The organism is Christiangramia sediminicola (genome assembly GCF_031344135.1).
Lineage (GTDB): Bacteria > Bacteroidota > Bacteroidia > Flavobacteriales > Flavobacteriaceae > Christiangramia > Christiangramia sediminicola.
Map to the genome: position 1 here is coordinate 61,609 of NZ_JAVJIU010000005.1, position 20,955 is coordinate 82,563.

Here is a 20,955-nt window from a genome sequence, read left to right on the forward strand (position 1 = left end):
CAAAGAAAGCCTTAACGTGTCCTATCCCAACTTTTTAAAAATACCGGTTATTCTAGGTGTCTTTAGCCTGATGCTGGTTTCCTGTTTTAAGGAAGTTGATTTTGAGCAATCTCAAGATATAAAGTTGGCTCCAGACCTGGAAACAGATCTTTTATATTACACCTTAGATCAAAACGATTTTCTTGATTCTGAAACTAACGCTTATACGCCTGTTATTAGAGATACCGTAAGGCTCGAATTTCTGGACGATGATTATATTCAGGATGGTTTGATGCATGCAGAATTCACTTTTATGCATGAAAATAAATTTCCATTTCTAATTAAAAGTAGTATTCGTTTTCTGTCTGAAAATGACCGGACTCAGTTTGTGGTGAATTACGATATTCCTCCCGGTTCATTTGAATCGCCTTCTATTATAGATACTATGCATATCATACCGGTTAATGATATCAGAAAGGTGAGGAGGTCTATAAAGATGCTTGTTGAACTAGAAATGATTGGTGGTGGAAAAGACCTGAATGGAGAATTGGATTTTCAGTCTAAAGGGCTTTTCGAGTTTGAATTTTAATATGCGAAAGATTGTCCTGGTCTTATTCCTGTTATGTGCAATGTTAAGTTCTGGTCAAAACAGGCCTTTACTTTACAGCGTGGATGATCTACCCCAGTCTTTGCTTCAAAATCCCGGTACCAGAATAGATTTTATAAGGCATTTCGGAGTTCCGTTTTTTTCTCAGATTCATTTATCTGCTGGTTCTACCGGTGTAACAGCTTATGATATTTTATCTGAATCTGATCCTGATGTAAATCAAAAGGTGCGTAATGTAATGGATAGAATTACCGCCGGAGATTACTTCTCGGTGAACGAACAAATCGAGGTGTTGTCATTGGGCTGGAAAATGGGTGATAAAATGTATTTCTCCGGAGGTATATATCAGGAGTTAGATATTTTCGCCTATTTCCCAAAAGATCCCGCTGTGCTAGCCTTCGAAGGGAATGCAGATTATATAAATCAGGATTTTGACTTTTCAGATGTGAGTTTTACAGGAGAGGTATTAACGGTCTATCATGCGGGACTTAATTATAAAGTCGATAATCAGCTTACCGTTGGAGGAAGGTTTAAATTATATTCCGGAATTTTTAACGCGAGCAGTACTGGGAATAAAGGTGTTTTCAGAACTGTTGAAACGCCAGGTGGTCCAAATTTTTATAGACATGAAGTGATCGGACTAAATGTTCGGGTAAATACCTCAGGATACGCATCCTTGAAAGAGGAGGAGGGAATGACCGTAGATGAGGCAGTAGCAGAACTTTTAAGCAGATCGTTCTTTGGGCAAAACGTAGGATTAGGTATAGATCTGGGTTTCAACTATAGAGTTACCGATCAATTTTCAATAAATGGTTCTATTCAGGATCTTGGTTTAATGTTCCATCAAAGGGATCTTGAAAATTATACATATTACGGGACCTCTCAAACTAATGGAATTCAACCTTTATTTCCAGAATTGGATCAGAATGAAAAGGCAATTCCCTACTGGGATGTTTTTGAAGAGAGGATAGACAGGGATCTTAACGAGCAAACTAGCGAAGAGGCTTACACAACCTGGCGTCCTTTAAAATTTAATGCTTCATTTCAATTCGGAACTGGTAAATCTATTTTACCATGTGATTATCTCATCAGCAAGAAGCCAAGGTTCATGAATCTCTTTGGAATGTTGATTTCAGGAGTTAACAGGCCTAAAGGTCCTACCTATGGCGTGACTGCGTACTGGGATAGAAAGGTGACAGATAATTTAAGGTTCAGACTTGCTTACGGTGCAGATGAATATACGATCACCAAGTTTGGTGCAATGGTATCTTCACGTTTTAAAAATTTTAATGTCTATCTTGCTGCAAACGATATTATAGGATACACCAACCTTGCTAAGGCTAACAGCGCGTCTTTGCAGCTTGGGTTTCAATTTATATTTAAAGAATTATGAAAAAAGCAATCACAATATTATTCTTTTTCAGCTTTATCCTGATCTCCTCAGCTCAGGAGTTAGATGCTTATAAATACATTATCATTCCTGAGACCTATGAATTCACCGGGGAAACTGATAAATACAGGCTAAATTCATTAACCAAGTACTTATTTGAGCAAAATGGATTCAATACGCTTATGAATTCTGAGAATATGCCGAAAGATATTCAGAATGATCGATGTCTTGGTTTGAAAACCAAACTTGAAAATAATTCGAGCCTGTTTGTTACGAAGCTGACCTTTAAACTAATTGATTGTAATGATAACGTGATATACACTTCTAAGGAGGGTAGAAGTAGAGAAAAGCAATTTCAATCTGCTTACCAGGAAGCTTTGAGGGATGCTTTTACATCTTTTCAGGAAATGAACTATAATTATACTCCTTTAGCTCCGGTTGTGGCTGAAGTTGAAAAGGAAGTAGTTCCGGCACCTGCCGAAAAACCTGAAAAAGAAGAAAAACCTAAAAAGGAGGAAAAAGTTATTGAATTTGATAAACCTGCAAAAATAGAGAAGACTAAAAAAGAGGAAGAAGTCATAGTGATGCCTTCTGAAGAAAAAACAACTAAACCTAAAAAGCTGGAAAAAGAGAGTGAGCGTATTTTTGAATATTCCGGAAAAAATTACCAGTTAAAGAAGGTTGATCAGGGTCTCGGCTTATTTCAGGAAAATGCTCAGGAACCAATAGCAATTCTAATCGAAACAAATTCGGGAGAAAGCTATATCTATAATTCACTTACTAACCAGGGTGTCGCTTATTTTGATGATGCTGGCAACCTTATCGTGGAATATTTTAGCAGAAGTGAGAATAAGAAAGTGAGTATCCTTTATAATTTAGCTGACTAATAACCATATTTTTTCTGCCACCTCTTTCTTAAAAATTCTCTCTGGGCATTTTCACGCTGGTTATTTCCGGGATAATACAAAGTGGTATTACTTATTTCTTCAGGCATAAATTCTGCAGCTACAAAATTGCCTTCGTGGTTATGGGCGTATTTATATTCCTTTCCATAGCCAATATCTTTCATAAGCTTTGTAGGAGCATTTCGAATAGATAGCGGAACAGAAAGGTTACCGGTCTTCTTAACCAGGCTCTGAGCTTCGTTAATAGCCATGTATGATGCATTGCTTTTAGGCGAAGTAGCCAGATAGGTCACACATTGACTTAGGATGATCCTGGCTTCAGGATAGCCAATGGTGTTTACCGCCTGAAATGAATTGTTTGCGATCACCAGGGCAGTGGGATTAGCATTTCCAATATCTTCACTTGCAAGAATCAATAATCTTCTCGCAATGAACTTCACATCTTCACCACCTTCGATCATCCTGGCCAGCCAGTAAACTGCTGCATTTGGATCACTACCTCGAATAGATTTTATAAAGGCTGAGATAATATCATAATGCTGTTCACCTGTCTTGTCATACAAAACTGTGTTTTGCTGAACTTTGGATAAAACCAGTTCATTAGTTATTTCAACATTCTGTTTTTCTGAAGTCACTAGAAGCTCGAAAATGTTGAGCAATTTCCTGGCATCTCCACCGCTAAGCCTTAATAGAGCTTCTGTTTCCTTTAGCTTTACCTTTTTGGAAGCAATGATTTTATCTTCTTTTATTGCTCTGTTTAAAAGAGCTACAAGATCATCTTTTGAAAATGGTTTAAGAATATATACCTGACATCGGGATAATAAAGCTGAAATAACCTCAAAGCTTGGGTTCTCTGTAGTCGCTCCAATAAGTGTTACCCAGCCTTTTTCTACAGCGCCAAGCAGTGAATCTTGCTGAGATTTACTAAATCTGTGAATTTCATCGATAAACAGGATAGGACTTTTTGTCGTAAAAAGGCCATCACTTTTTTTTGCCTTTTCTATGACTTCCCGAACATCTTTAACTCCGCTACTAATTGCACTGAGTGTAAAGAAGGGTCTTCCAGATTCTGTAGCAATGATATTTGCCAGGGTTGTTTTTCCCACACCGGGAGGGCCCCAGAAAATCATTGAGGGAATGATGCCTTGTTTAATCTGTTGTTTAAGAGCTCCATCCTTGCCAATAAGATGCTGCTGACTCAAATAATCATCAAGGCTTTTTGGTCTTAATCTCTCGGCCAGTGGTTGATTCATAGCTATATAAATGTGACAGATTTACATCCAGATTAGTTTGGATGGTTTTTTGTAATATTAATTAAAATTGAAGAAAACTTGAAAGCATCTACGCCTTTTGTTTTTACTAGTGGAACTATTGGTTACCCGTTATTATTTCTTCTTTTGATCTGGATCGTGTTCTGGATCGAGATCAGATTTGGGGTTAGCTTGAATTCCTATGGTGTTAGGCCGGGTGAAATGATTGGTTTGCGGGGAATTGTATTTTCTCCATTTATCCATTCAGATATTAAACATCTTTTCAATAATACGATTCCTTTATTTATACTTTCCCTTGCCTTGTTCTATTTCTATAGACCAATCAGCTGGAAAGTTCTGTTGATAGGATTGGTTTCTACCGGAATTTTAACATGGTTAATTGGAAGACCGGCAAATCATATAGGTGCCAGTGGTATTATCTATTTATTGGCATCATTCCTTTTCTTTAAAGGGGTTTTCTCTAAGCATTATCGTTTGGTTGCACTTTCACTGATCGTAGTCTTTGTATATGGAGGATTAGTCTGGTATGTTACACCAATAGATCCAGATATTTCCTGGGAAGGACATTTATCTGGGCTTTTAAGTGGCTTCGGACTATCTTTGATATTTAGAAGAAGTATACCAGAGCCTCCGAAATATCAATGGGAAAGGCCGGGATATTCTGATGAAAACGACCTTTTTATGCAGCACTTTGATGAAAATGGTAATTTCGTAGACAATCTACCTATTGAATTAGAAGAGCCGGAAGAGGGAGATTATAATTATATCTACAAGGAGAAAGAAGATTAAAGCCTCTGTCTAACTGCTTCATATAAAAAGGCTCCACAAGCTACAGAAACATTCAAGGAAGCGATCGTACCTAACATTGGTAATTTAGCTCTATAATCTACAGATTTCAAAATGGAATTAGATACACCTTTGGCTTCATCACCCATAATAATGGCAATAGGTTGTTTCAGATCAAGGTCATAAATAACATCGTCGGTTTTTTCTGTGGCAGCGACCAATTTTACATTATAGGTCTGTAGATGAAAAACTGCATCTTTAATATGATTCACTTTACAGATAGGGATATTAAACACAGCTCCAGCAGACGTTTTTACCGTGTCAGCATTAATTGGTGCTGAACCTTTTTCCTGAATTATTATTCCGGTTACTCCGCAGCATTCTGCAGTTCTTATGATGGCTCCAAAATTTCGAACATCGGTTAGTCCATCCAAAAGAATAAATAGGGGAGTTCTATCTGATTTTTGAGAATCTTCTACTAGTTTTTCAAGGCTGATAAAACTAATGGGAGAAATATTAGCTACTACTCCCTGGTGGTTGCCTTTACTCAGTTTGTTAAGTTTTTCAACCGGCACATAAGATACATTTATGTTCGCCTGTTTGAGGTGTCTGTTCAATTCCTGAAATAAGTGGCCGGAAAGACCCTTTTGGATAAATACCTTCTCTATGTCCTTTCCGCTTTCAATGGCTTCTATAACGGTTCTAATGCCGAAAATACGAGTAGTTTCTTCCATGGCGCAAAGTTAATATTAATAATACTTATGAAGTTTAATTTTTAGGAATAAAAAAACCACCCTGAAAAGGGTGGTTTATATATTAAAACTGATTAGTTGAGATTACTCAACATCCCAGAATATTGGAGTGTAAAGATCATCTGTACCACCAATGTTCTGTACAGCAGCTCTGTAGTTAGTTTCGTTCAACGCGATTTCATTCGTTGGGTAGAAAATTCTAAGTGGCACTGGTTGATCGGTTTGTACAGAGTTCACAAGGAAATCTGGGTAATCTAATCTTCTCCACTCAGTCCATCCTTCGAATCCACGGTTGAAAAGAGCGATCCACTTTTGAGTTCCAATTAGCTCTTCCCAGTTTGCAGAGTCATAAGCAACACCTGATTGTCCTAGGTAAGTTGCTGCTTCATCTTCAGTACCGTTATAGTAAAGGATGTTTGCAGTTACTGCAGCCTCATAATGCTCTTGAGCATCTCCAGCGATAAAACCTCTTTCCACAGCTTCAGCTAAGAAAAATTCAACTTCGAAATATTGCATGATAGCACCTTCGTATGCTGGTTCAAAAACTATATCCTCAGAAATGTGCGAGAAATTAGCGTAAGAGTTGTTACCTCCAATTGGTCCACCTACATATTCTCCATCAGTAGTTGTAGTGTAGAAATCATCGATACGTGGGTCATTAACAGACTTAAGGTATTCTACAGATGTTACTCCAGCTACATAATCACCAAATCTATTCTGTAAAATAAATAGATCGTAGATAGGGTTAGTATTAGGAGCAGAGCTTTCATACATAATAATAGCGCTATCATCAGAAGATGTCATAACACCAGCGTCAAACGCTTCGCTTACTGTAGTTGCAGCTAAAGACTCGTCAAAATCAGCTAAACGCATACCTAAACGTAATTTAAGAGATGCAGCAAACTTTGCCCATTTAGCAGTGTCTCCACCGTAGTAAATATCAGCTGCTCCCCATGATGCTCCACCATTAGATAGTGTAGCGATATCTGAAGAAACTCTTGAAATTAGATCCTGGTAGATAGTAAATGCATCGTCATAAGCTGGAGCGAAAGTTTCGTTCACCATATTAGCTTCAGTGTAAGGTACATCTCCATTAAGGTCTACCAATGTCTGGTATGAATAAACTTCGATAAGATCTATAATCGCTAATTGATTAGCTCTTACATCATCTGCAAGGAATTCATCAGCCGCGATTGCATCACGGGAAGATTGAAGATCCTGTAGAATGTTTGTATATACTCTTACCCAGAAGCCCTGAGAAGGATCACGACCAATAATCTGGTAGTTCGCTTCATCAGTATAAGTAGTTTCTGTCCAGTGTTGAGTCCAAAGTTTTAAAAGGTTTCTTCCTGAACTTACTTCTGTCATCAAGTCGCCAAGGTTTTTCTCAGCATTTGAGAAAGTTGTGGCTGCCGGTACTTCTGCCGGACTTTTTGGATCCTGGTTATAATCGGTGATATCGTCTGTACAGCTTGTGACAGCGAATCCGATAAACAGGCTAAAAATTAATAACTTTTTCATTATTCTGTTTTGTTTTAGAATTGTAATTGAACGTTTAATCCATACTCTCTAACTGCAGGGTATGCACCAATCTGGAAACCTTGTACGTTACCAGCTCCAAAAGAATCTTCTGGATCTGCGTAAGGTAGATCTTTGTCGATTATCCAAAGGTTTCTTCCTGTTGCAGTGAATTTAACACCTGTGAAAGGAAGGTTATCTAGAGTTTTAGATGGTAATGAGTAAGAAAGAGTTGCCTCTCTTAATTTTACGTAAGATGCGTCGTAAACGAATTGTGCATCTGGCGCATTACCGTATCTACCAAGTGGGTTAAGGTATGTAGACATATCTGCTCTAACATCATTAACAGAACCGTCTGCCTGTACACCATCAAGAATGATACCACCACTATCTGGACCGTCAGTTACAGGATTTCTCTTAGGATTTCCTAGCTCGTTAAGTCCTGCAGTTTCTGGATATAGTCCAGTTGCCATACCGAAGTAAAGGTCACCAGTGAAAATACTTCCACCTTCCTGGATGTCAATTAAGAAACTGAAATCCCAGTTCTTATAAGAGAATACGTTCTGGATACCAGCTTTGAAGTCTGGGTTAATATCTCCAATTACATTATCTCTGTTTGCAGTTTTTGCATAAAGACCATCTTCACGAACTAGTCTTTCACCATTTACATACTGGTAGTCTGTACCTTTGATAACACCGTAAGGCTCACCAAGGGCAGCGTTCAATGTAACTCCAAAGAAAGAGTTTACAAGTAAGTTTTGAGAATCCTGGTATAACTTAGTTACTTCACTTTCGTAAGTTGCGAAGTTACCGTTGATCTTCCATTCGAAGTTCTCAGTTTTAACTGGAGAACCGAAAATATTTAATTCAAGACCTTTTTGTTCAACTACACCTGAGTTTACAACACTACTAGTAAATCCAGCAGCTGGAGAAATAGTTACAGGGATGATCTGGTTTTCAGTTTCTTTCTTGTAGATAGAAGCATCAAATCCAAAACGACCACTGAACCAGCTAGTCTCAAGACCAATCTCCAATTCATTTGTACGCTCTTCAGTTAAGTTAGGGTTTTTAGAACTAGCAGGATTAGAATACAATGCTGCTCCATTAAATCCTGTAACTGCGTTGAAAGTATTCTGTAACTGGTAAGCTTGTGCACCGTTACCTACTTCACCGTAACCAGCACGGATCTTACCATAAGTTAATGCTTCACTATCAAATAAGTTAGAGAAGATAATACTTGTAGATACCGCTGGGTAGTTAAAAGAGTTATCACCGTCAGGTAGAGTAGAGAATGTATCTCTTCTCAAAGATCCTTCAAGGTAGAATGTATCATTATAATCAATACTAGCAGTTCCAAATAAACCTAGAACTCTAATGTCCTGTTCAGATTCAGCTGGGAACTGGATTGGAGATACAGAGTTACTTAAAGTATAAAGACCTTCAAGTACAATACCTCCGTTTGTAGAAGCACCAATAGTATTCAATTTAGTTTGACGGTAGTTAGCACCTAAAGTACTGTTCACACCAAAATCTCCGAAATCCTCATCAAAGTTTAAGAAAAGGTCGTAGTTGAATTCAGTAAAGTTGATATTTCTTCTAGTATAGTTAGAAAGGTCAACACTACCAACGTTATTTCTTTCTTCACGAATTTGATCGTAAGTATCTACAGATACACGTCCTTGAACATCAAACCAATCAGTAAACTCATAACCTAGAGTTGCGTAACCGAATAATCTGTTTCTAGTATCGTTATTGAAGTTTTCATAACGAGTAAAGTATGGGTTATCCCAGTAAATTGGATTTGTGTTACTTGATCCAAATGGGTTCCATGTAATATTTCTTCCAGTTTGCTCGTAAGCTCTTCTTTGAGCAGCAAGGTCTGTGTTAACAGCCCACCACTGACGGAAGTTAGTCATTAAGTTTTCTGCATCATAACCAGTACCGTAACGTCCAAGACCATCAGTCTTAGTGTAGATGGCTTTAGCAGAAGCAGTTAACTTGTCTGTAAGATTTAAAGATCCAGAGAAATCAAGAGTGTTTCTGTTGATCTCAGAGTTTGGCATGATACCAGTCTGGTTAAATCTTGTGTAACTAAGTCTTGTAGAACCTTTTTCACCACCAACAGATAGTGCAACGTTCTCGATGTCTGTATAAGACGTCTGGAAAATGTAAGATGGATCGTTAGCTCCAGCTACATAAGGCTGAGATTGTTGGTAAGAATCTAATTCTGGGTAGAAAGACTCCCATCCGTAAACCATTAGGTTTGGATCAAAAGCACTACCATAAGATGCATCTTCAGTAGTTGGTACTACTAGGTCTGCATCACCATCTCCGTTAATGTCTCCTGAAAGGAAACCACCACCAGGACCAGATCCATAATAAGGACCGTATCCCTGACCGTATTCTTTCTGGTACTTAGCGAAAGTATCTGGATCGTAGTTACCTACAGTTACAGTTGTATTTACTGTAACACCAATACCTTTAGATTTAGAACCATCTTTAGTTGTAATGATTACCGCACCGTTGGCTGCACGAGAACCGTAAAGAGCGGTTGCTGCTGCACCTTTTAGTACGTTAACACTTTTAATGTCATCTGGGTTAATGTCAGACGCGGCGTTACCGTAGTCATATCCATTTCCACCACCTGATTGAGAACTAGTGTTGAAAGTAGAGTTGTTAACCGGCACTCCGTCAATAACGAATAAAGCCTGGTTGTTACCAGTAATAGAAGAGTAACCACGAATAACAACATTAGAAGAACCACCAATAGATGAACTCTTTTTAACGTCAAGACCAGAGATCTTACCAGAAAGTGAGTTCACAAAGTTTCCTTCTTTTGCAGTGTTTACTTCATCACCAGCTACTTCCTGAGTTGCGTAACCAAGGGATTTCTTCTCACGAGAAATACCTAGTGCAGTTACAACAACTTCATCAAGGGTTGCAGCGTCAGCTTCCATAACAACATCAATAGTGTTGCTGCTTCCAACAGTCATTTCTGCAGATTTAAGACCTACGAAAGAGAATACTAAAACATCCCCTTGCGCAGCGTCGATGGAGTAATTTCCATCAAAATCAGTTTGTACACCAGTAGATGTACCTTTTACAACGATGTTTACACCGGGTAGTGGAAGACCGTCAGAGTCTGTCACCGTACCGGATACCGTTTGTTCTTGCGCAAAGGTTATTTGCACAACAAACGCCAGTAATAGCGTTAAAATACTACTAAATTTTGCTTTCATTTTTAAATTTGTTTGAATTAGCCAGTGCCAAATGTGCTAATAAATGGTTAATTAAGCAAGCTTTTATTTTTAAAATATGCGAAAAGACTTAATCTTTTTTTAATCAAACCTTGTAATTGAATCCTATACCTTATATGTATATAAAAGGATTTGAAAGAATTATTTAAGATTATTCAGGTTTGTTAAAATTACTTGGATGGCTTTTTTAAAATAATTAACCTGTTCGAAATTAAATAAATGAGATAATATTTGAATTATATTTTTTTATTTCTACCTTTGCAGACCCTAAAAAACAGGGGAGTAAATTTTATTAATAATTAGTGTATAGGAAATTATGCCAACAATTTCACAATTAGTACGAAAAGGAAGAGCCAAAATAACCAAGAAGAGTAAATCGGCTGCTTTGGATTCGTGCCCTCAAAGGAGAGGTGTTTGTACACGTGTGTACACGACAACTCCTAAGAAACCAAACTCTGCTATGAGAAAAGTAGCTAGGGTAAGGTTGACTAACGGAAAAGAGGTGAACGCCTACATTCCGGGAGAAGGACACAATCTACAAGAGCACTCGATAGTATTGGTTAGAGGTGGAAGGGTAAAGGATTTGCCTGGTGTTAGATACCACATTGTTCGTGGAGCGCTAGATACTGCCGGTGTTGAAGGTAGAACTCAGCGTAGATCTAAATATGGAGCAAAACGCCCTAAGAAGTAATTAAAAACTTTTAATGTAAAGAAATGAGAAAAAGACAGGCGAAAAAACGACCTCTTTTACCGGATCCTAAATTTAACGATCAGCTGGTTACACGTTTTGTAAACATGATGATGTGGGATGGTAAGAAATCGGTTGCCTTTAAAATTTTCTATGATGCAATTGCAATCGTAGAAGAAAAGAAACAAGACGAAGAGAAATCTGGATTAGAGATCTGGAAAGATGCTCTTTCAAACGTTATGCCTCACGTTGAAGTGAGAAGTAGGCGTGTTGGGGGTGCTACTTTTCAAATCCCAATGCAGATAAGACCAGATCGTAAAGTATCTACAGCTATGAAGTGGCTTATTAGCTTCGCGCGTAAGAGAAATGAGAAATCTATGGCTGCTAAATTAGCTGCTGAAGTTCTTGCTGCTGCGAAAGAAGAAGGAGCTGCTGTTAAGAAAAGAGTAGATACTCATAAAATGGCTGAAGCTAACAAAGCATTCTCTCACTTTAGATTCTAAAACAACATGGCACAAAGAGATTTAAAATTTACTAGAAATATCGGAATTGCAGCTCATATTGATGCGGGTAAAACCACAACTACTGAGCGTATCCTATATTATACAGGTATAAGTCACAAGATTGGTGAAGTTCATGATGGTGCAGCTACTATGGACTGGATGGAGCAAGAGCAGGAGCGTGGTATCACAATTACTTCTGCAGCAACTCACTGTACCTGGCCTTATAGAGATCAGGAATATACCGTAAATATTATTGATACACCTGGTCACGTTGACTTTACTGTAGAGGTAGAGCGTTCATTACGTGTGCTTGATGGTGTTGTTGCACTGTTTTCTGCAGTAGACGGGGTTGAGCCTCAGTCTGAAACTGTTTGGAGACAAGCTGATAAATATAGAGTTCCACGTCTAGGGTTTGTTAACAAAATGGACCGTCAGGGAGCTGATTTCTTCAATGTATGTCGTCAGGTAAGAGAAATGCTTGGTGGTAACCCGGTGCCTCTTCAGGTTCCGATCGGTGATGAAATCGACTTTAAAGGTGTGGTTGATCTAATTTCTAAGAAAGCGATTATCTGGAACGATGAGGATCATGGGATGACTTATGAGACTATTGATATTCCTGCTGAATTAGAAGCTGATGTAAATAAATACCGTGCAGAATTAGTAGAAGCGGTTGCAGAATATGATGAGGCTTTGATGGAGAAATTCTTCGAAGATGAGTCTTCTATTACTGAAGACGAAATTATCGCTGCATTAAGAGCTGCTACTATAGATATGAGCATCATCCCTATGATGTGTGGTTCTGCATTTAAAAATAAAGGTGTACAAGCGATGCTGGACGCAGTAATGCGTTACCTTCCGTCTCCGGTAGATGTAGAGGCGATCGTAGGTACAAATCCTGATACAGGTGAAGAAGAAAGCCGTAAGCCAAATGTGGATTCTCCATTTTCTGCGCTTGCATTTAAAATTGCTACCGATCCTTTCGTAGGTCGTTTAGCATTCTTCCGTGCTTATTCAGGTACTCTTGATGCTGGTTCTTATGTGTTGAACGTAAGATCTGGTAAAAAAGAGCGTATCTCTAGAATTTACCAAATGCACTCTAATAAACAAGAGCCTATTGATAGTATCGAGGCTGGAGATATTGGAGCGGCAGTAGGTTTTAAAGATATTAAAACTGGTGATACTCTTACAGATCTTAAGAGCCCAATTATTCTTGAATCAATGTCTTTCCCTGCACCGGTAATCGGTATAGCGGTGGAGCCCAAAACTAAGGCTGACGTTGAGAAAATGGGTATGGCTCTTGGTAAACTAGCTGAAGAGGATCCAACATTTACTGTTAAAACTGATGAGAACTCAGGTCAGACTATTATTTCTGGTATGGGTGAGCTTCACTTAGAGATCATTATTGATCGTATGAAGCGTGAGTTTAAAGTAGAAGTGAACGTTGGTGAGCCTCAGGTAGAATATAAAGAAGCAGTAAGAAGACCAGCAGATCACAGAGAGGTTTACAAAAAGCAATCTGGTGGTCGTGGTAAGTTTGCTGATATCGTATTCGAATTAGGACCTGTAGACGAAGATTTCGAAGGAAATGGTCTTCAATTTATAGATTCTATTAAGGGTGGACGTATTCCTAAAGAATTTGTTCCTTCTGTACAGAAAGGATTCGAAGAGGCTATGAAGAATGGTCCTCTTGCAGGATTTACTATGGATTCATTAAAAGTTGAACTTAAGGATGGATCTTTCCATCCGGTGGATTCAGATCAACTTTCTTTTGAATTGGCTGCTAAAATGGGATACAAAGAATCTGCTAAGAAAGCAGGAGCTGTTATCCTTGAGCCAATCATGAAGGTAGAAGTTGTTACTCCAGAAGAAAACATGGGTGATATCGTTGGTGACCTTAACAGAAGAAGAGGTCAGGTAAACAACATGTCAGACAGATCTGGAGCGAAAGTAATCAAAGCTGAAGTGCCGCTTTCTGAAATGTTCGGTTATGTAACTACATTAAGAACGCTTTCATCAGGTAGAGCAACTTCAACTATGGAATTCTCTCACTATGCTGAAACTCCTTCTAATATTTCTGAAGAAGTGATCAAAGCAGCTAAAGGAGCAGCAAACGAATAATCTTAAGGAAATGAGTCAAAAAATCAGAATAAAACTAAAATCTTACGATCATAACCTGGTAGACAAGTCTGCTGAGAAAATCGTAAAAACCGTAAAGACTACGGGAGCTGTTGTTACCGGACCAATTCCGTTGCCAACAAACAAAAAAATCTTTACTGTTCTTCGTTCACCTCACGTGAACAAGAAATCTAGAGAGCAGTTCGAGTTAAGCTCTTATAAGAGACTACTTGATATCTATAGCTCTTCTTCAAAAACGATTGATGCGTTGATGAAGCTGGAACTTCCAAGTGGAGTAGAGGTAGAGATCAAAGTGTGATAAAACAGTTCCGCACACTTCGGTGTGCGGTTAACATGTCCGGCGCGTTTCGCAAAGGAAAAACGGTGAAAGATACAATTCAGGGCTGAAATGTATTTTTCAGCCCTAAGTTTTTTAAATAAGTAAACAATTAATAATTAATTAAATATGTCTGGGTTAATAGGAAAAAAGATCGGCATGACCAGCATTTTCGACGAGAATGGGAAAAACATCCCATGTACCGTGATTCAAGCTGGACCATGCGTGGTTACCCAAGTCAGAACCAAAGAGGTTGACGGGTATGAAGCACTTCAACTTGGTTTCGATGACAAAAAGACTGTTGGTAAAGCTGCTGAAGGGCACGCTAAAAAAGCAGGAACCGTTGCAAAACGTAAAGTCGTTGAATTCCAGGGTTATAATGAAGATTACAAATTAGGTGACTCTGTTACCGTGGAGCATTTCAAAGAAGGTGAATTTGTGGATATCGCAGGTACATCTAAAGGTAAGGGTTTCCAGGGTGTTGTTAAGAGACACGGATTTGGAGGAGTTGGACAGGCCACTCATGGTCAGCACAACAGATTAAGAGCTCCTGGTTCTATTGGTGCAGCATCTTATCCTGCGAGAGTTTTCAAAGGAATGAAGATGGCCGGTAGAATGGGAGGTGAAAGAGTTAAAGTTGAAAACCTGAGAGTTTTAAAGGTTGTTGCAGACAAGAATCTTTTAGTAGTAAAAGGATGTGTGCCAGGATCTAAAAACTCATACGTAATCATTAGTAAGTAATGGAAATAGCAGTTTTAGATATAAAAGGAAAAGAAACAGGCAGAAAAGCAAAGCTTTCTGATTCTGTTTTCGCTATAGAGCCTAATGACCACGCTGTTTATCTAGATGTTAAACAATACTTGGCTAACCAGCGTCAGGGAACTCATAAAGCTAAAGAGAGAGCTGAGATTGCGGGATCTACTCGTAAGATCAAGAAACAAAAAGGTACTGGTACTGCGAGAGCAGGTAGTATCAAGTCTCCTATCTTTAAAGGTGGTGGACGTGTTTTTGGACCAAGACCAAGAAATTACGGTTTTAAATTGAATAAAAACCTTAAGCGTCTTGCAAGAAAATCTGCCCTTTCTATCAAAGCAAATGATAAGGCAATTATGGTAGTAGAAGATTTTTCATTTGATACGCCAAAGACAAAGAATTTCATGGAAGTTCTTAAGGCTCTGGGTATTGAAAGTAAAAAATCTTTAATAGTGTTGGGTGACACAAATAAAAATGTATATTTGTCGTCGCGCAATTTAAAGACCTCTGAGGTGATAAGTAGCTCAGAATTAAGTACTTATAAAATACTTAATGCTAAGAATATTGTCTTTTTAGAAGGTTCTTTAGAAGGAATTGAGTCGAAATTAAGTTAATAAACCGTTATGAGCATCTTGATAAAACCTGTTATTACAGAAAAAGCTACCGCAGATAGCGAGATGAATAATCGCTTCACTTTTGTGGTAAGTAACAAGGCAAATAAGATTCAGATCAAAGACGCGATCGAATCTGCTTATGGCGTGTCTGTTACTAAAGTTCAAACTATGAATGTCCGCCCGGATCGTAATACCAAATTCACAAAGTCTGGTATGATCACTGGTAAAACTAATGCTTACAAAAAAGCAGTAGTACAGGTGGCGGAAGGTGAAACTATTGATTTATATAGTAATCTTTAAGATTAAAGAATGTCAGTTAGAAAATTAAAACCAATTACACCTGGTCAGCGTTTTAGAGTAGTTAATGGGTATGACGCCATTACTACTGATAAGCCGGAGAAAAGCCTATTGGCGCCGATAAAAAAATCAGGTGGTAGAAACAGTCAAGGTAAGATGACCATTCGCTACAAAGGTGGTGGTCACAAAAAACGTTACCGAATTATCGATTTTAAACGTGACAAGCAGGGAATTCCTGCCACTGTTGCTAGTATAGAATACGATCCAAACAGAACGGCCTTTATCGCGTTATTGAATTATCAGGACGGTGAGAAAAGGTATGTTATTGCTCAAAATGGGCTTCAGGTAGGTCAGAACCTAGTTTCAAGTAATGAAGCTGCGACTCCTGAAATTGGGAATGCTATGCCATTGGCAAACATTCCTCTTGGTACTGTAATTTCTTGTATCGAGCTAAGACCAGGTCAAGGTGCTGTTATGGCACGTAGTGCTGGTGCTTTTGCTCAGTTATTGGCAAGAGAAGGAAAGTATGCAACTATTAAATTGCCATCTGGTGAGATTCGTAGAGTTCTTGCTTTATGCATGGCTACAATAGGAGCTGTTTCTAACAGTGACCATCAGTTAATGATCGGTGGTAAAGCCGGTAGAAGCAGATGGTTAGGTATCAGACCAAGAACTAGACCAGTAGCGATGAACCCTGTAGATCACCCAATGGGTGGTGGTGAAGGTAGAGCTTCAGGTGGTCACCCACGTTCTAGAAAAGGTCTTCCTGCTAAAGGATTCAAGACCCGCTCAAGAACTAAAGCGAGTAATAGATATATTGTAGAACGTAGAAAGACTAGAAAGAAATAATAAGATATGGCACGTTCATTAAAAAAAGGACCTTTCGTTCATTACAAACTGGAACAAAAAGTGGCTCAGAATGTTGAGTCAGGAAAGAAAGCCGTGATCAAAACCTGGTCTAGAGCTTCTATGATTACTCCAGATTTCGTAGGACAAACTATCGCAGTACACAACGGGAAACAATTTGTTCCTGTTTATGTTACTGAGAACATGGTAGGTCATAAACTAGGAGAATTTTCACCAACTCGTTCTTTCAGAGGACACGCTGGTGCAAAAAATAAAGGTAGAAAATAATTGAAGCTATGGGAGTTCGTAAAAGAGAAAGAGCAGAGCAAATAAAAGAAGCCAAGAAACAGGTAGCTTTTGCAAAGTTAAATAACTGCCCTACTTCGCCTAGAAAAATGCGTCTTATGGCGGATTTAGTAAGAGGTGAGAAAGTAGAAAAAGCGCTTCATATTCTAAAATTCAGCAAGAAAGAGTCTTCTATTCGTCTGGAGAAGCTTTTGCTTTCAGCAATCGCTAACTGGCAGGCTAAGAATGAAGATGCAAGTCTTGAAGATGCTGAATTATTTGTGAAAGAGATTCGTGTAGACGGAGGAAGTATGTTGAAAAGACTTCGTCCAGCTCCACAGGGTCGTGCACACCGAATTAGAAAGAGATCCAACCACGTTACATTAGTGCTTGGAGCAAACAATAATACACAAAGCTAAGAGATAGTATGGGACAAAAAACAAATCCAATCGGGAATCGCCTTGGTATCATTAGAGGTTGGGAATCCAACTGGTACGGAGGTAATGACTACGGCGACAAATTAGCCGAAGACGATAAGATTAGAAAGTACATCCATGCTCGTCTTTCTAAAGCAAGTGTATCGCGTGTAATCATCGAGCGCACGCTTAAGCTTGTAACCGTTACTATTACTACTGCTAGACCTGGTATCATTATCGGGAAAGGTGGTCAGGAAGTAGACAAGCTTAAGGAAGAGCTAAAAAAGATTACCGACAAGGAAGTTCAAATCAACATCTTTGAGATTAAGAGGCCAGAACTTGATGCTCACCTAGTGGGTGCAAGTGTTGCTAGACAAATTGAGAATCGTATCTCTTACCGTCGTGCAATTAAGATGGCTATCGCGGCTGCAATGAGAATGAACGCTGAAGGAATCAAAATTGAGATCTCCGGACGTCTAAACGGTGCTGAAATGGCACGTTCAGAATCATACAAAGATGGTAGAATTCCATTGTCTACTTTTAGGGCTGATATTGATTATGCTTTAGTTGAAGCACACACTACTTATGGTAGATTGGGTGTTAAAGTATGGATCATGAAAGGTGAGGTGTACGGAAAAAGAGAGCTTTCGCCTCTTGTTGGCCTTGCAAAGAATCAAGGTAAGAAATCCGGAGCCGGACGAGGTGGAAACAAATCACGTCGTAGAAAGTAATTTTTTAAAGGAAAGAAAAAATGTTACAACCTAAAAGAACAAAATACCGTAAGCAACAAAAAGGCCGCATGAAAGGTTTGGCTCAAAGAGGTCACAGACTTTCTAACGGAACCTTTGGAATCAAATCTATGGATTCCAGCTTCGTTACTGCACGCCAGATTGAAGCAGCGCGTATTGCCGCTACTCGATATATGAAAAGAGAAGGATCTATCTGGATCAAGATTTTCCCAGATAAGCCTATTACAAAGAAACCTCTTGAAGTACGTATGGGTAAAGGTAAAGGTGCCGTTGAATATTGGGCAGCTGTAGTGAAACCAGGAAGAATTATGTTTGAAATTGGTGGTGTACCAATGGATGTGGCTAAAGAGGCATTACGTCTTGCAGCTCAAAAACTTCCTGTGAGAACTAAATTTGTTGTAGCTAGAGATTATCAAGAATAATATTGGAATTATGAAACAATCAGAAGTAAAAGAATTGTCTGTTGCAGAATTGCAAGAAGAGCTTGGTAAATCTAGAAAAGCTTATTCAGATTTAAAAATGGCTCACGCTGTTTCGCCTTTGGAAAATCCAATACAGTTAAGAACTGTAAGAAGAGATGTGGCGAGACTTGCTACAGAGTTAACTAAAAGAGAACAACAATAATTGTTATTCTGCTGAAAGATGGAAAAAAGAAACTTAAGAAAAGAGCGTGTAGGAGTTGTTACAAGTAACAAAATGCAGAAATCCATAGTGGTTGCTGAAGTGAAAAAAGTAAAACATCCTATGTATGGAAAATTCGTTTTGAAAACGAAAAAATACGTAGCACACGACGAAAATAATGACTGCAACGAAGGTGATACTGTAAAGATCATGGAAACAAGACCTTTAAGTAAATCCAAGACTTGGAGACTAGTAGAAATAATTGAAAGAGCTAAATAACCATGGTACAACAAGAGTCCAGACTAAAAGTAGCAGATAATACCGGAGCTAAAGAAGTTTTAGCTATCCGTGTATTAGGAGGTACAAAGAAAAGATACGCATCTGTTGGAGACAAAATAGTTGTCAGTGTAAAAGAAGCTACACCTAACGGAAATATCAAAAAGGGTGCAGTTTCAACAGCAGTTGTTGTTCGTACCAGGAAAGAAGTTCGTAGACCAGACGGATCTTATATTCGTTTTGATGATAACGCTTGTGTGTTATTAGGCCCACAGGGAGAAATGCGCGGAACTCGTGTATTTGGACCTGTAGCTCGTGAACTTCGTGATAAGCAATTCATGAAAATTGTATCATTGGCACCAGAGGTGCTTTAATACATTAAGAAAATGACAAAGCTTAAAATAAAATCAGGAGATACCGTTCGAGTAATTGCTGGAGACCATAAAGGTCAGGAAGGTAAAGTACAGAAGGTACTTATTGAAAAGAATAAAGCCATTGTGGAAGGGGTTAATATGATCTCTAAACATGAGAAGCCTAGTGCTTCAAATCCACAGGGTGGAATTAAGGAGAAAGAAGCTCCTATCCACATTTCTAATCTTTCACTAATCGACAAGAATGGTGAAACAACGAGAGTTGGTTACAGAGAAGAAGATGGAAAGAAAGTGAGATTTTCCAAGAAATCTAATGAAGTAATATAGTTATGGCATACGTACCAAGACTTAGACAGGAATATAACGAGAGAGTTAAAAATACTCTTAAGGAAGAATTCAGCTACTCCAATGTTATGGAGGTGCCAAAACTTACGAAAATAGTAATTAGCCGTGGAGTTGGTGGAGCAGTGGCAGATAAGAAACTTATCGATCATGCTTTAGACGAACTTACAGCTATTAGCGGTCAAAAGGCTGTTTCTACTATTTCGAAGAAGGATGTTGCATCATTTAAACTTCGTAAAGGAATGCCAATTGGTGCAAAAGTTACTTTACGTGGATACAGAATGTACGAATTCTTAGATAGACTTATTACTACCGCTTTACCGCGTGTACGTGATTTTAACGGTATCAAATCTAACGGATTTGATGGTAGAGGTAATTACAACCTTGGGGTGACTGAGCAGATCATTTTCCCTGAGATCGATATTGATGCAGTAAATAGAATTGCTGGTATGGATATCACTTTTGTTACAACTGCAAATACCGATAAGGAAGCAAAAGCATTGTTAACTGAACTAGGATTACCTTTTAAAAAGAACTAATTATGGCTAAAGAATCAATGAAAGCCCGTGAGGTAAAAAGACAGAAATTGGTAAAGAAGTACGCTGAGAAAAGAGCCGCTTTAAAAGAAGCAGGTGATTGGGAAGCGCTACAGAAGTTACCAAAGAACTCTTCTCCAGTTCGTTTACATAACAGATGTAAATTAACAGGTAGACCTAAAGGGTATATGAGACAATTTGGTCTTTCTCGTGTAATGTTCAGAGAAATGGCTAATCAAGGTCTTATCCCAGGAGTTAAGAAAGCAAGCTGGTAAAATTATAAATTGGATGAAGGTTCATAAAAATTGAAAACCACATCCGCAAAAGAAGATAAATGAATACAGATCCTATTGCAGATTACTTAACAAGAATCAGGAATGCAAATGCAGCTAACCACAGAGTAGTGGAAATTCCTGCTTCTAATGTTAAAAGAGAGATCACAAAGATATTATTCGATCAAGGATATATTCTTAGTTACAAATTCGAAGATAACACCGCTCAAGGTACTATCAAGATAGCTCTTAAGTATGATAAACTTACTAAAGAGCCAGTAATTAAGAAAATTCAAAGAATAAGTAAACCTGGTTTACGTAAATACGCTGGTTCAACGGAGATCCCAAGAATCCTTAATGGTCTTGGTATTGCTATTGTTTCTACTTCTCACGGAGTGATGACAGGAAAACAAGCTAAAGCGAACAAAGTTGGTGGCGAAGTTTTATGCTACGTATACTAATACTTAAA

27 protein-coding genes are annotated in these 20,955 nt (G+C 38.4%); 23 read left to right on the forward strand and 4 right to left on the reverse strand.

Translation table 11 applies throughout. From position 1 onward, the window contains the following. Positions 1 to 16 precede the first annotated feature (16 nt). Genes RE431_RS13930 through RE431_RS13940 form a run of 3 tightly spaced genes read left to right on the forward strand, consistent with a single transcriptional unit; the run spans position 17 to position 2,863 of the window. On the forward strand, positions 17 to 568 hold the full coding sequence (locus tag RE431_RS13930; protein WP_309562599.1) for a hypothetical protein: 552 nt from the start codon (positions 17 to 19) through the stop codon (positions 566 to 568). Position 569: 1 nt separating this feature from the next. Beyond that, positions 570 to 1,979, forward strand: coding sequence for a DUF5723 family protein (locus RE431_RS13935; RefSeq protein ID WP_309562600.1), 1,410 nt, complete (start codon positions 570 to 572; stop codon positions 1,977 to 1,979). Continuing rightward, the gene (locus RE431_RS13940; protein WP_309562601.1) at positions 1,976 to 2,863 is read left to right on the forward strand and encodes a hypothetical protein; all 888 of its coding nucleotides are present in this window, start codon (positions 1,976 to 1,978) and stop codon (positions 2,861 to 2,863) included. Before RE431_RS13935 ends, RE431_RS13940 begins: the two co-directional genes overlap by 4 nt. On the opposite strand, the gene RE431_RS13945 is transcribed toward RE431_RS13940, so the two are convergent. Then, entirely contained in the window at positions 2,860 to 4,134 is a 1,275-nt protein-coding gene (locus RE431_RS13945; protein WP_309562602.1) for a replication-associated recombination protein A, read from the reverse strand. The two genes, RE431_RS13940 and RE431_RS13945, sit on opposite strands and share 4 nt — an antisense overlap. 78 nt (positions 4,135 to 4,212) lie before the next feature. On the opposite strand from RE431_RS13945, the gene RE431_RS13950 reads away from it, so the two are divergent. Then, entirely contained in the window at positions 4,213 to 4,941 is a 729-nt protein-coding gene (locus RE431_RS13950) for a rhomboid family intramembrane serine protease (RefSeq protein WP_309562603.1), read from the forward strand. Here the strand turns inward: RE431_RS13950 and rlmB are convergent. The 3 genes from rlmB to RE431_RS13965 all read right to left on the reverse strand — a co-directional run bounded on the left by rlmB (position 4,938) and on the right by RE431_RS13965 (position 10,447). Continuing rightward, positions 4,938 to 5,672: a 23S rRNA (guanosine(2251)-2'-O)-methyltransferase RlmB gene (gene rlmB, locus RE431_RS13955; RefSeq protein WP_309562604.1), complete on the reverse strand. Its 735-nt coding sequence runs from the start codon at positions 5,670 to 5,672 to the stop codon at positions 4,938 to 4,940. The genes RE431_RS13950 and rlmB overlap by 4 nt on opposite strands. 102 nt (positions 5,673 to 5,774) lie before the next feature. Next, complete coding sequence (locus tag RE431_RS13960; protein ID WP_309562605.1) at positions 5,775 to 7,211, reverse strand: SusD/RagB family nutrient-binding outer membrane lipoprotein; 1,437 nt, start codon at positions 7,209 to 7,211, stop codon at positions 5,775 to 5,777. Between the two features lie 14 nt (positions 7,212 to 7,225). After that, positions 7,226 to 10,447: a SusC/RagA family TonB-linked outer membrane protein gene (locus tag RE431_RS13965; protein WP_309562606.1), complete on the reverse strand. Its 3,222-nt coding sequence runs from the start codon at positions 10,445 to 10,447 to the stop codon at positions 7,226 to 7,228. A gap of 334 nt (positions 10,448 to 10,781) precedes the next feature. Between RE431_RS13965 and rpsL the strand changes: the two genes are divergently transcribed. The 19 genes from rpsL to rpsH all read left to right on the forward strand — a co-directional run bounded on the left by rpsL (position 10,782) and on the right by rpsH (position 20,947). Further along, complete coding sequence (rpsL, locus tag RE431_RS13970) at positions 10,782 to 11,156, forward strand: 30S ribosomal protein S12 (RefSeq protein WP_010230128.1); 375 nt, start codon at positions 10,782 to 10,784, stop codon at positions 11,154 to 11,156. A gap of 23 nt (positions 11,157 to 11,179) precedes the next feature. Continuing rightward, complete coding sequence (gene rpsG, locus RE431_RS13975; protein ID WP_108172297.1) at positions 11,180 to 11,656, forward strand: 30S ribosomal protein S7; 477 nt, start codon at positions 11,180 to 11,182, stop codon at positions 11,654 to 11,656. A 6-nt stretch (positions 11,657 to 11,662) separates the two neighbouring features. Next, positions 11,663 to 13,774, forward strand: coding sequence for an elongation factor G (gene fusA / locus RE431_RS13980; protein WP_309562607.1), 2,112 nt, complete (start codon positions 11,663 to 11,665; stop codon positions 13,772 to 13,774). A 10-nt stretch (positions 13,775 to 13,784) separates the two neighbouring features. Further along, complete coding sequence (gene rpsJ / locus RE431_RS13985; protein WP_010519396.1) at positions 13,785 to 14,090, forward strand: 30S ribosomal protein S10; 306 nt, start codon at positions 13,785 to 13,787, stop codon at positions 14,088 to 14,090. A gap of 147 nt (positions 14,091 to 14,237) precedes the next feature. Continuing rightward, a complete protein-coding gene (rplC, locus tag RE431_RS13990) occupies positions 14,238 to 14,849 on the forward strand; it encodes a 50S ribosomal protein L3 (protein WP_298248029.1) in 612 nt (203 codons plus the stop codon). After that, a complete protein-coding gene (rplD, locus tag RE431_RS13995) occupies positions 14,849 to 15,475 on the forward strand; it encodes a 50S ribosomal protein L4 (RefSeq protein ID WP_309562608.1) in 627 nt (208 codons plus the stop codon). The genes rplC and rplD overlap by 1 nt, the downstream gene beginning before the upstream one ends. Positions 15,476 to 15,484: 9 nt before the next feature. After that, entirely contained in the window at positions 15,485 to 15,775 is a 291-nt protein-coding gene (rplW, locus tag RE431_RS14000; protein WP_309562609.1) for a 50S ribosomal protein L23, read from the forward strand. A 9-nt stretch (positions 15,776 to 15,784) separates the two neighbouring features. Further along, positions 15,785 to 16,621, forward strand: coding sequence for a 50S ribosomal protein L2 (rplB, locus tag RE431_RS14005; RefSeq protein ID WP_309562610.1), 837 nt, complete (start codon positions 15,785 to 15,787; stop codon positions 16,619 to 16,621). A gap of 6 nt (positions 16,622 to 16,627) precedes the next feature. Further along, on the forward strand, positions 16,628 to 16,906 hold the full coding sequence (gene rpsS, locus RE431_RS14010) for a 30S ribosomal protein S19 (RefSeq protein WP_011710692.1): 279 nt from the start codon (positions 16,628 to 16,630) through the stop codon (positions 16,904 to 16,906). Between the two features lie 8 nt (positions 16,907 to 16,914). After that, the gene (gene rplV, locus RE431_RS14015; RefSeq protein ID WP_309562611.1) at positions 16,915 to 17,322 is read left to right on the forward strand and encodes a 50S ribosomal protein L22; all 408 of its coding nucleotides are present in this window, start codon (positions 16,915 to 16,917) and stop codon (positions 17,320 to 17,322) included. Between the two features lie 8 nt (positions 17,323 to 17,330). Next, the gene (gene rpsC, locus RE431_RS14020; protein ID WP_011710690.1) at positions 17,331 to 18,050 is read left to right on the forward strand and encodes a 30S ribosomal protein S3; all 720 of its coding nucleotides are present in this window, start codon (positions 17,331 to 17,333) and stop codon (positions 18,048 to 18,050) included. A gap of 20 nt (positions 18,051 to 18,070) precedes the next feature. Next, a complete protein-coding gene (rplP, locus tag RE431_RS14025; RefSeq protein WP_309562612.1) occupies positions 18,071 to 18,490 on the forward strand; it encodes a 50S ribosomal protein L16 in 420 nt (139 codons plus the stop codon). A gap of 10 nt (positions 18,491 to 18,500) precedes the next feature. Continuing rightward, complete coding sequence (gene rpmC / locus RE431_RS14030) at positions 18,501 to 18,692, forward strand: 50S ribosomal protein L29 (protein WP_011710688.1); 192 nt, start codon at positions 18,501 to 18,503, stop codon at positions 18,690 to 18,692. 18 nt (positions 18,693 to 18,710) lie between these two features. Beyond that, positions 18,711 to 18,968, forward strand: a complete 258-nt coding sequence (rpsQ, locus tag RE431_RS14035) for a 30S ribosomal protein S17 (protein WP_026915154.1) — start codon at positions 18,711 to 18,713, stop codon at positions 18,966 to 18,968. A gap of 2 nt (positions 18,969 to 18,970) precedes the next feature. Next, positions 18,971 to 19,339 carry a 50S ribosomal protein L14 gene (gene rplN / locus RE431_RS14040; protein ID WP_026933550.1) on the forward strand — a complete coding sequence of 123 codons (369 nt, stop codon included), beginning with the start codon at positions 18,971 to 18,973 and terminating at the stop codon, positions 19,337 to 19,339. 12 nt (positions 19,340 to 19,351) lie between these two features. Continuing rightward, complete coding sequence (gene rplX, locus RE431_RS14045; protein WP_026933551.1) at positions 19,352 to 19,663, forward strand: 50S ribosomal protein L24; 312 nt, start codon at positions 19,352 to 19,354, stop codon at positions 19,661 to 19,663. A 2-nt stretch (positions 19,664 to 19,665) separates the two neighbouring features. Next, positions 19,666 to 20,217 (forward strand): 50S ribosomal protein L5, encoded by a 552-nt coding sequence (rplE, locus tag RE431_RS14050; protein WP_309562613.1) that lies wholly within the window; start codon positions 19,666 to 19,668, stop codon positions 20,215 to 20,217. A gap of 2 nt (positions 20,218 to 20,219) precedes the next feature. Beyond that, entirely contained in the window at positions 20,220 to 20,489 is a 270-nt protein-coding gene (gene rpsN, locus RE431_RS14055) for a 30S ribosomal protein S14 (RefSeq protein WP_240095282.1), read from the forward strand. A 59-nt stretch (positions 20,490 to 20,548) separates the two neighbouring features. After that, positions 20,549 to 20,947, forward strand: coding sequence for a 30S ribosomal protein S8 (rpsH, locus tag RE431_RS14060; protein WP_309562614.1), 399 nt, complete (start codon positions 20,549 to 20,551; stop codon positions 20,945 to 20,947). Positions 20,948 to 20,955: the final 8 nt, after the last annotated feature.

Excerpts from the sequence above, each read along its gene's own strand:
- rplP (WP_309562612.1), top strand. The coding sequence starts at position 18,071 with ATGTTACAACCTAAAAGAACAAAATACCGTAAGCAACAAAAAGGCCGC.
- rplV (WP_309562611.1), top strand. The coding sequence starts at position 16,915 with ATGGGAGTTCGTAAAAGAGAAAGAGCAGAGCAAATAAAAGAAGCCAAG.
- rlmB (WP_309562604.1), bottom strand. The coding sequence starts at position 5,672 with ATGGAAGAAACTACTCGTATTTTCGGCATTAGAACCGTTATAGAAGCC.
- rplX (WP_026933551.1), top strand. The coding sequence starts at position 19,352 with ATGACAAAGCTTAAAATAAAATCAGGAGATACCGTTCGAGTAATTGCT.
- rplD (WP_309562608.1), top strand. The coding sequence starts at position 14,849 with ATGGAAATAGCAGTTTTAGATATAAAAGGAAAAGAAACAGGCAGAAAA.
- rplN (WP_026933550.1), top strand. The coding sequence starts at position 18,971 with ATGGTACAACAAGAGTCCAGACTAAAAGTAGCAGATAATACCGGAGCT.
- RE431_RS13940 (WP_309562601.1), top strand. The coding sequence starts at position 1,976 with ATGAAAAAAGCAATCACAATATTATTCTTTTTCAGCTTTATCCTGATC.
- rpsQ (WP_026915154.1), top strand. The coding sequence starts at position 18,711 with ATGGAAAAAAGAAACTTAAGAAAAGAGCGTGTAGGAGTTGTTACAAGT.
- rpsL (WP_010230128.1), top strand. The coding sequence starts at position 10,782 with ATGCCAACAATTTCACAATTAGTACGAAAAGGAAGAGCCAAAATAACC.
- rpsJ (WP_010519396.1), top strand. The coding sequence starts at position 13,785 with ATGAGTCAAAAAATCAGAATAAAACTAAAATCTTACGATCATAACCTG.
- RE431_RS13945 (WP_309562602.1), bottom strand. The coding sequence starts at position 4,134 with ATGAATCAACCACTGGCCGAGAGATTAAGACCAAAAAGCCTTGATGAT.
- rplW (WP_309562609.1), top strand. The coding sequence starts at position 15,485 with ATGAGCATCTTGATAAAACCTGTTATTACAGAAAAAGCTACCGCAGAT.
- RE431_RS13935 (WP_309562600.1), top strand. The coding sequence starts at position 570 with ATGCGAAAGATTGTCCTGGTCTTATTCCTGTTATGTGCAATGTTAAGT.
- RE431_RS13960 (WP_309562605.1), bottom strand. The coding sequence starts at position 7,211 with ATGAAAAAGTTATTAATTTTTAGCCTGTTTATCGGATTCGCTGTCACA.
- rpsS (WP_011710692.1), top strand. The coding sequence starts at position 16,628 with ATGGCACGTTCATTAAAAAAAGGACCTTTCGTTCATTACAAACTGGAA.
- RE431_RS13965 (WP_309562606.1), bottom strand. The coding sequence starts at position 10,447 with ATGAAAGCAAAATTTAGTAGTATTTTAACGCTATTACTGGCGTTTGTT.
- rplB (WP_309562610.1), top strand. The coding sequence starts at position 15,785 with ATGTCAGTTAGAAAATTAAAACCAATTACACCTGGTCAGCGTTTTAGA.
- rpsN (WP_240095282.1), top strand. The coding sequence starts at position 20,220 with ATGGCTAAAGAATCAATGAAAGCCCGTGAGGTAAAAAGACAGAAATTG.
- rpsH (WP_309562614.1), top strand. The coding sequence starts at position 20,549 with ATGAATACAGATCCTATTGCAGATTACTTAACAAGAATCAGGAATGCA.
- rpsG (WP_108172297.1), top strand. The coding sequence starts at position 11,180 with ATGAGAAAAAGACAGGCGAAAAAACGACCTCTTTTACCGGATCCTAAA.
- rplE (WP_309562613.1), top strand. The coding sequence starts at position 19,666 with ATGGCATACGTACCAAGACTTAGACAGGAATATAACGAGAGAGTTAAA.
- rpsC (WP_011710690.1), top strand. The coding sequence starts at position 17,331 with ATGGGACAAAAAACAAATCCAATCGGGAATCGCCTTGGTATCATTAGA.
- fusA (WP_309562607.1), top strand. The coding sequence starts at position 11,663 with ATGGCACAAAGAGATTTAAAATTTACTAGAAATATCGGAATTGCAGCT.
- rplC (WP_298248029.1), top strand. The coding sequence starts at position 14,238 with ATGTCTGGGTTAATAGGAAAAAAGATCGGCATGACCAGCATTTTCGAC.
- rpmC (WP_011710688.1), top strand. The coding sequence starts at position 18,501 with ATGAAACAATCAGAAGTAAAAGAATTGTCTGTTGCAGAATTGCAAGAA.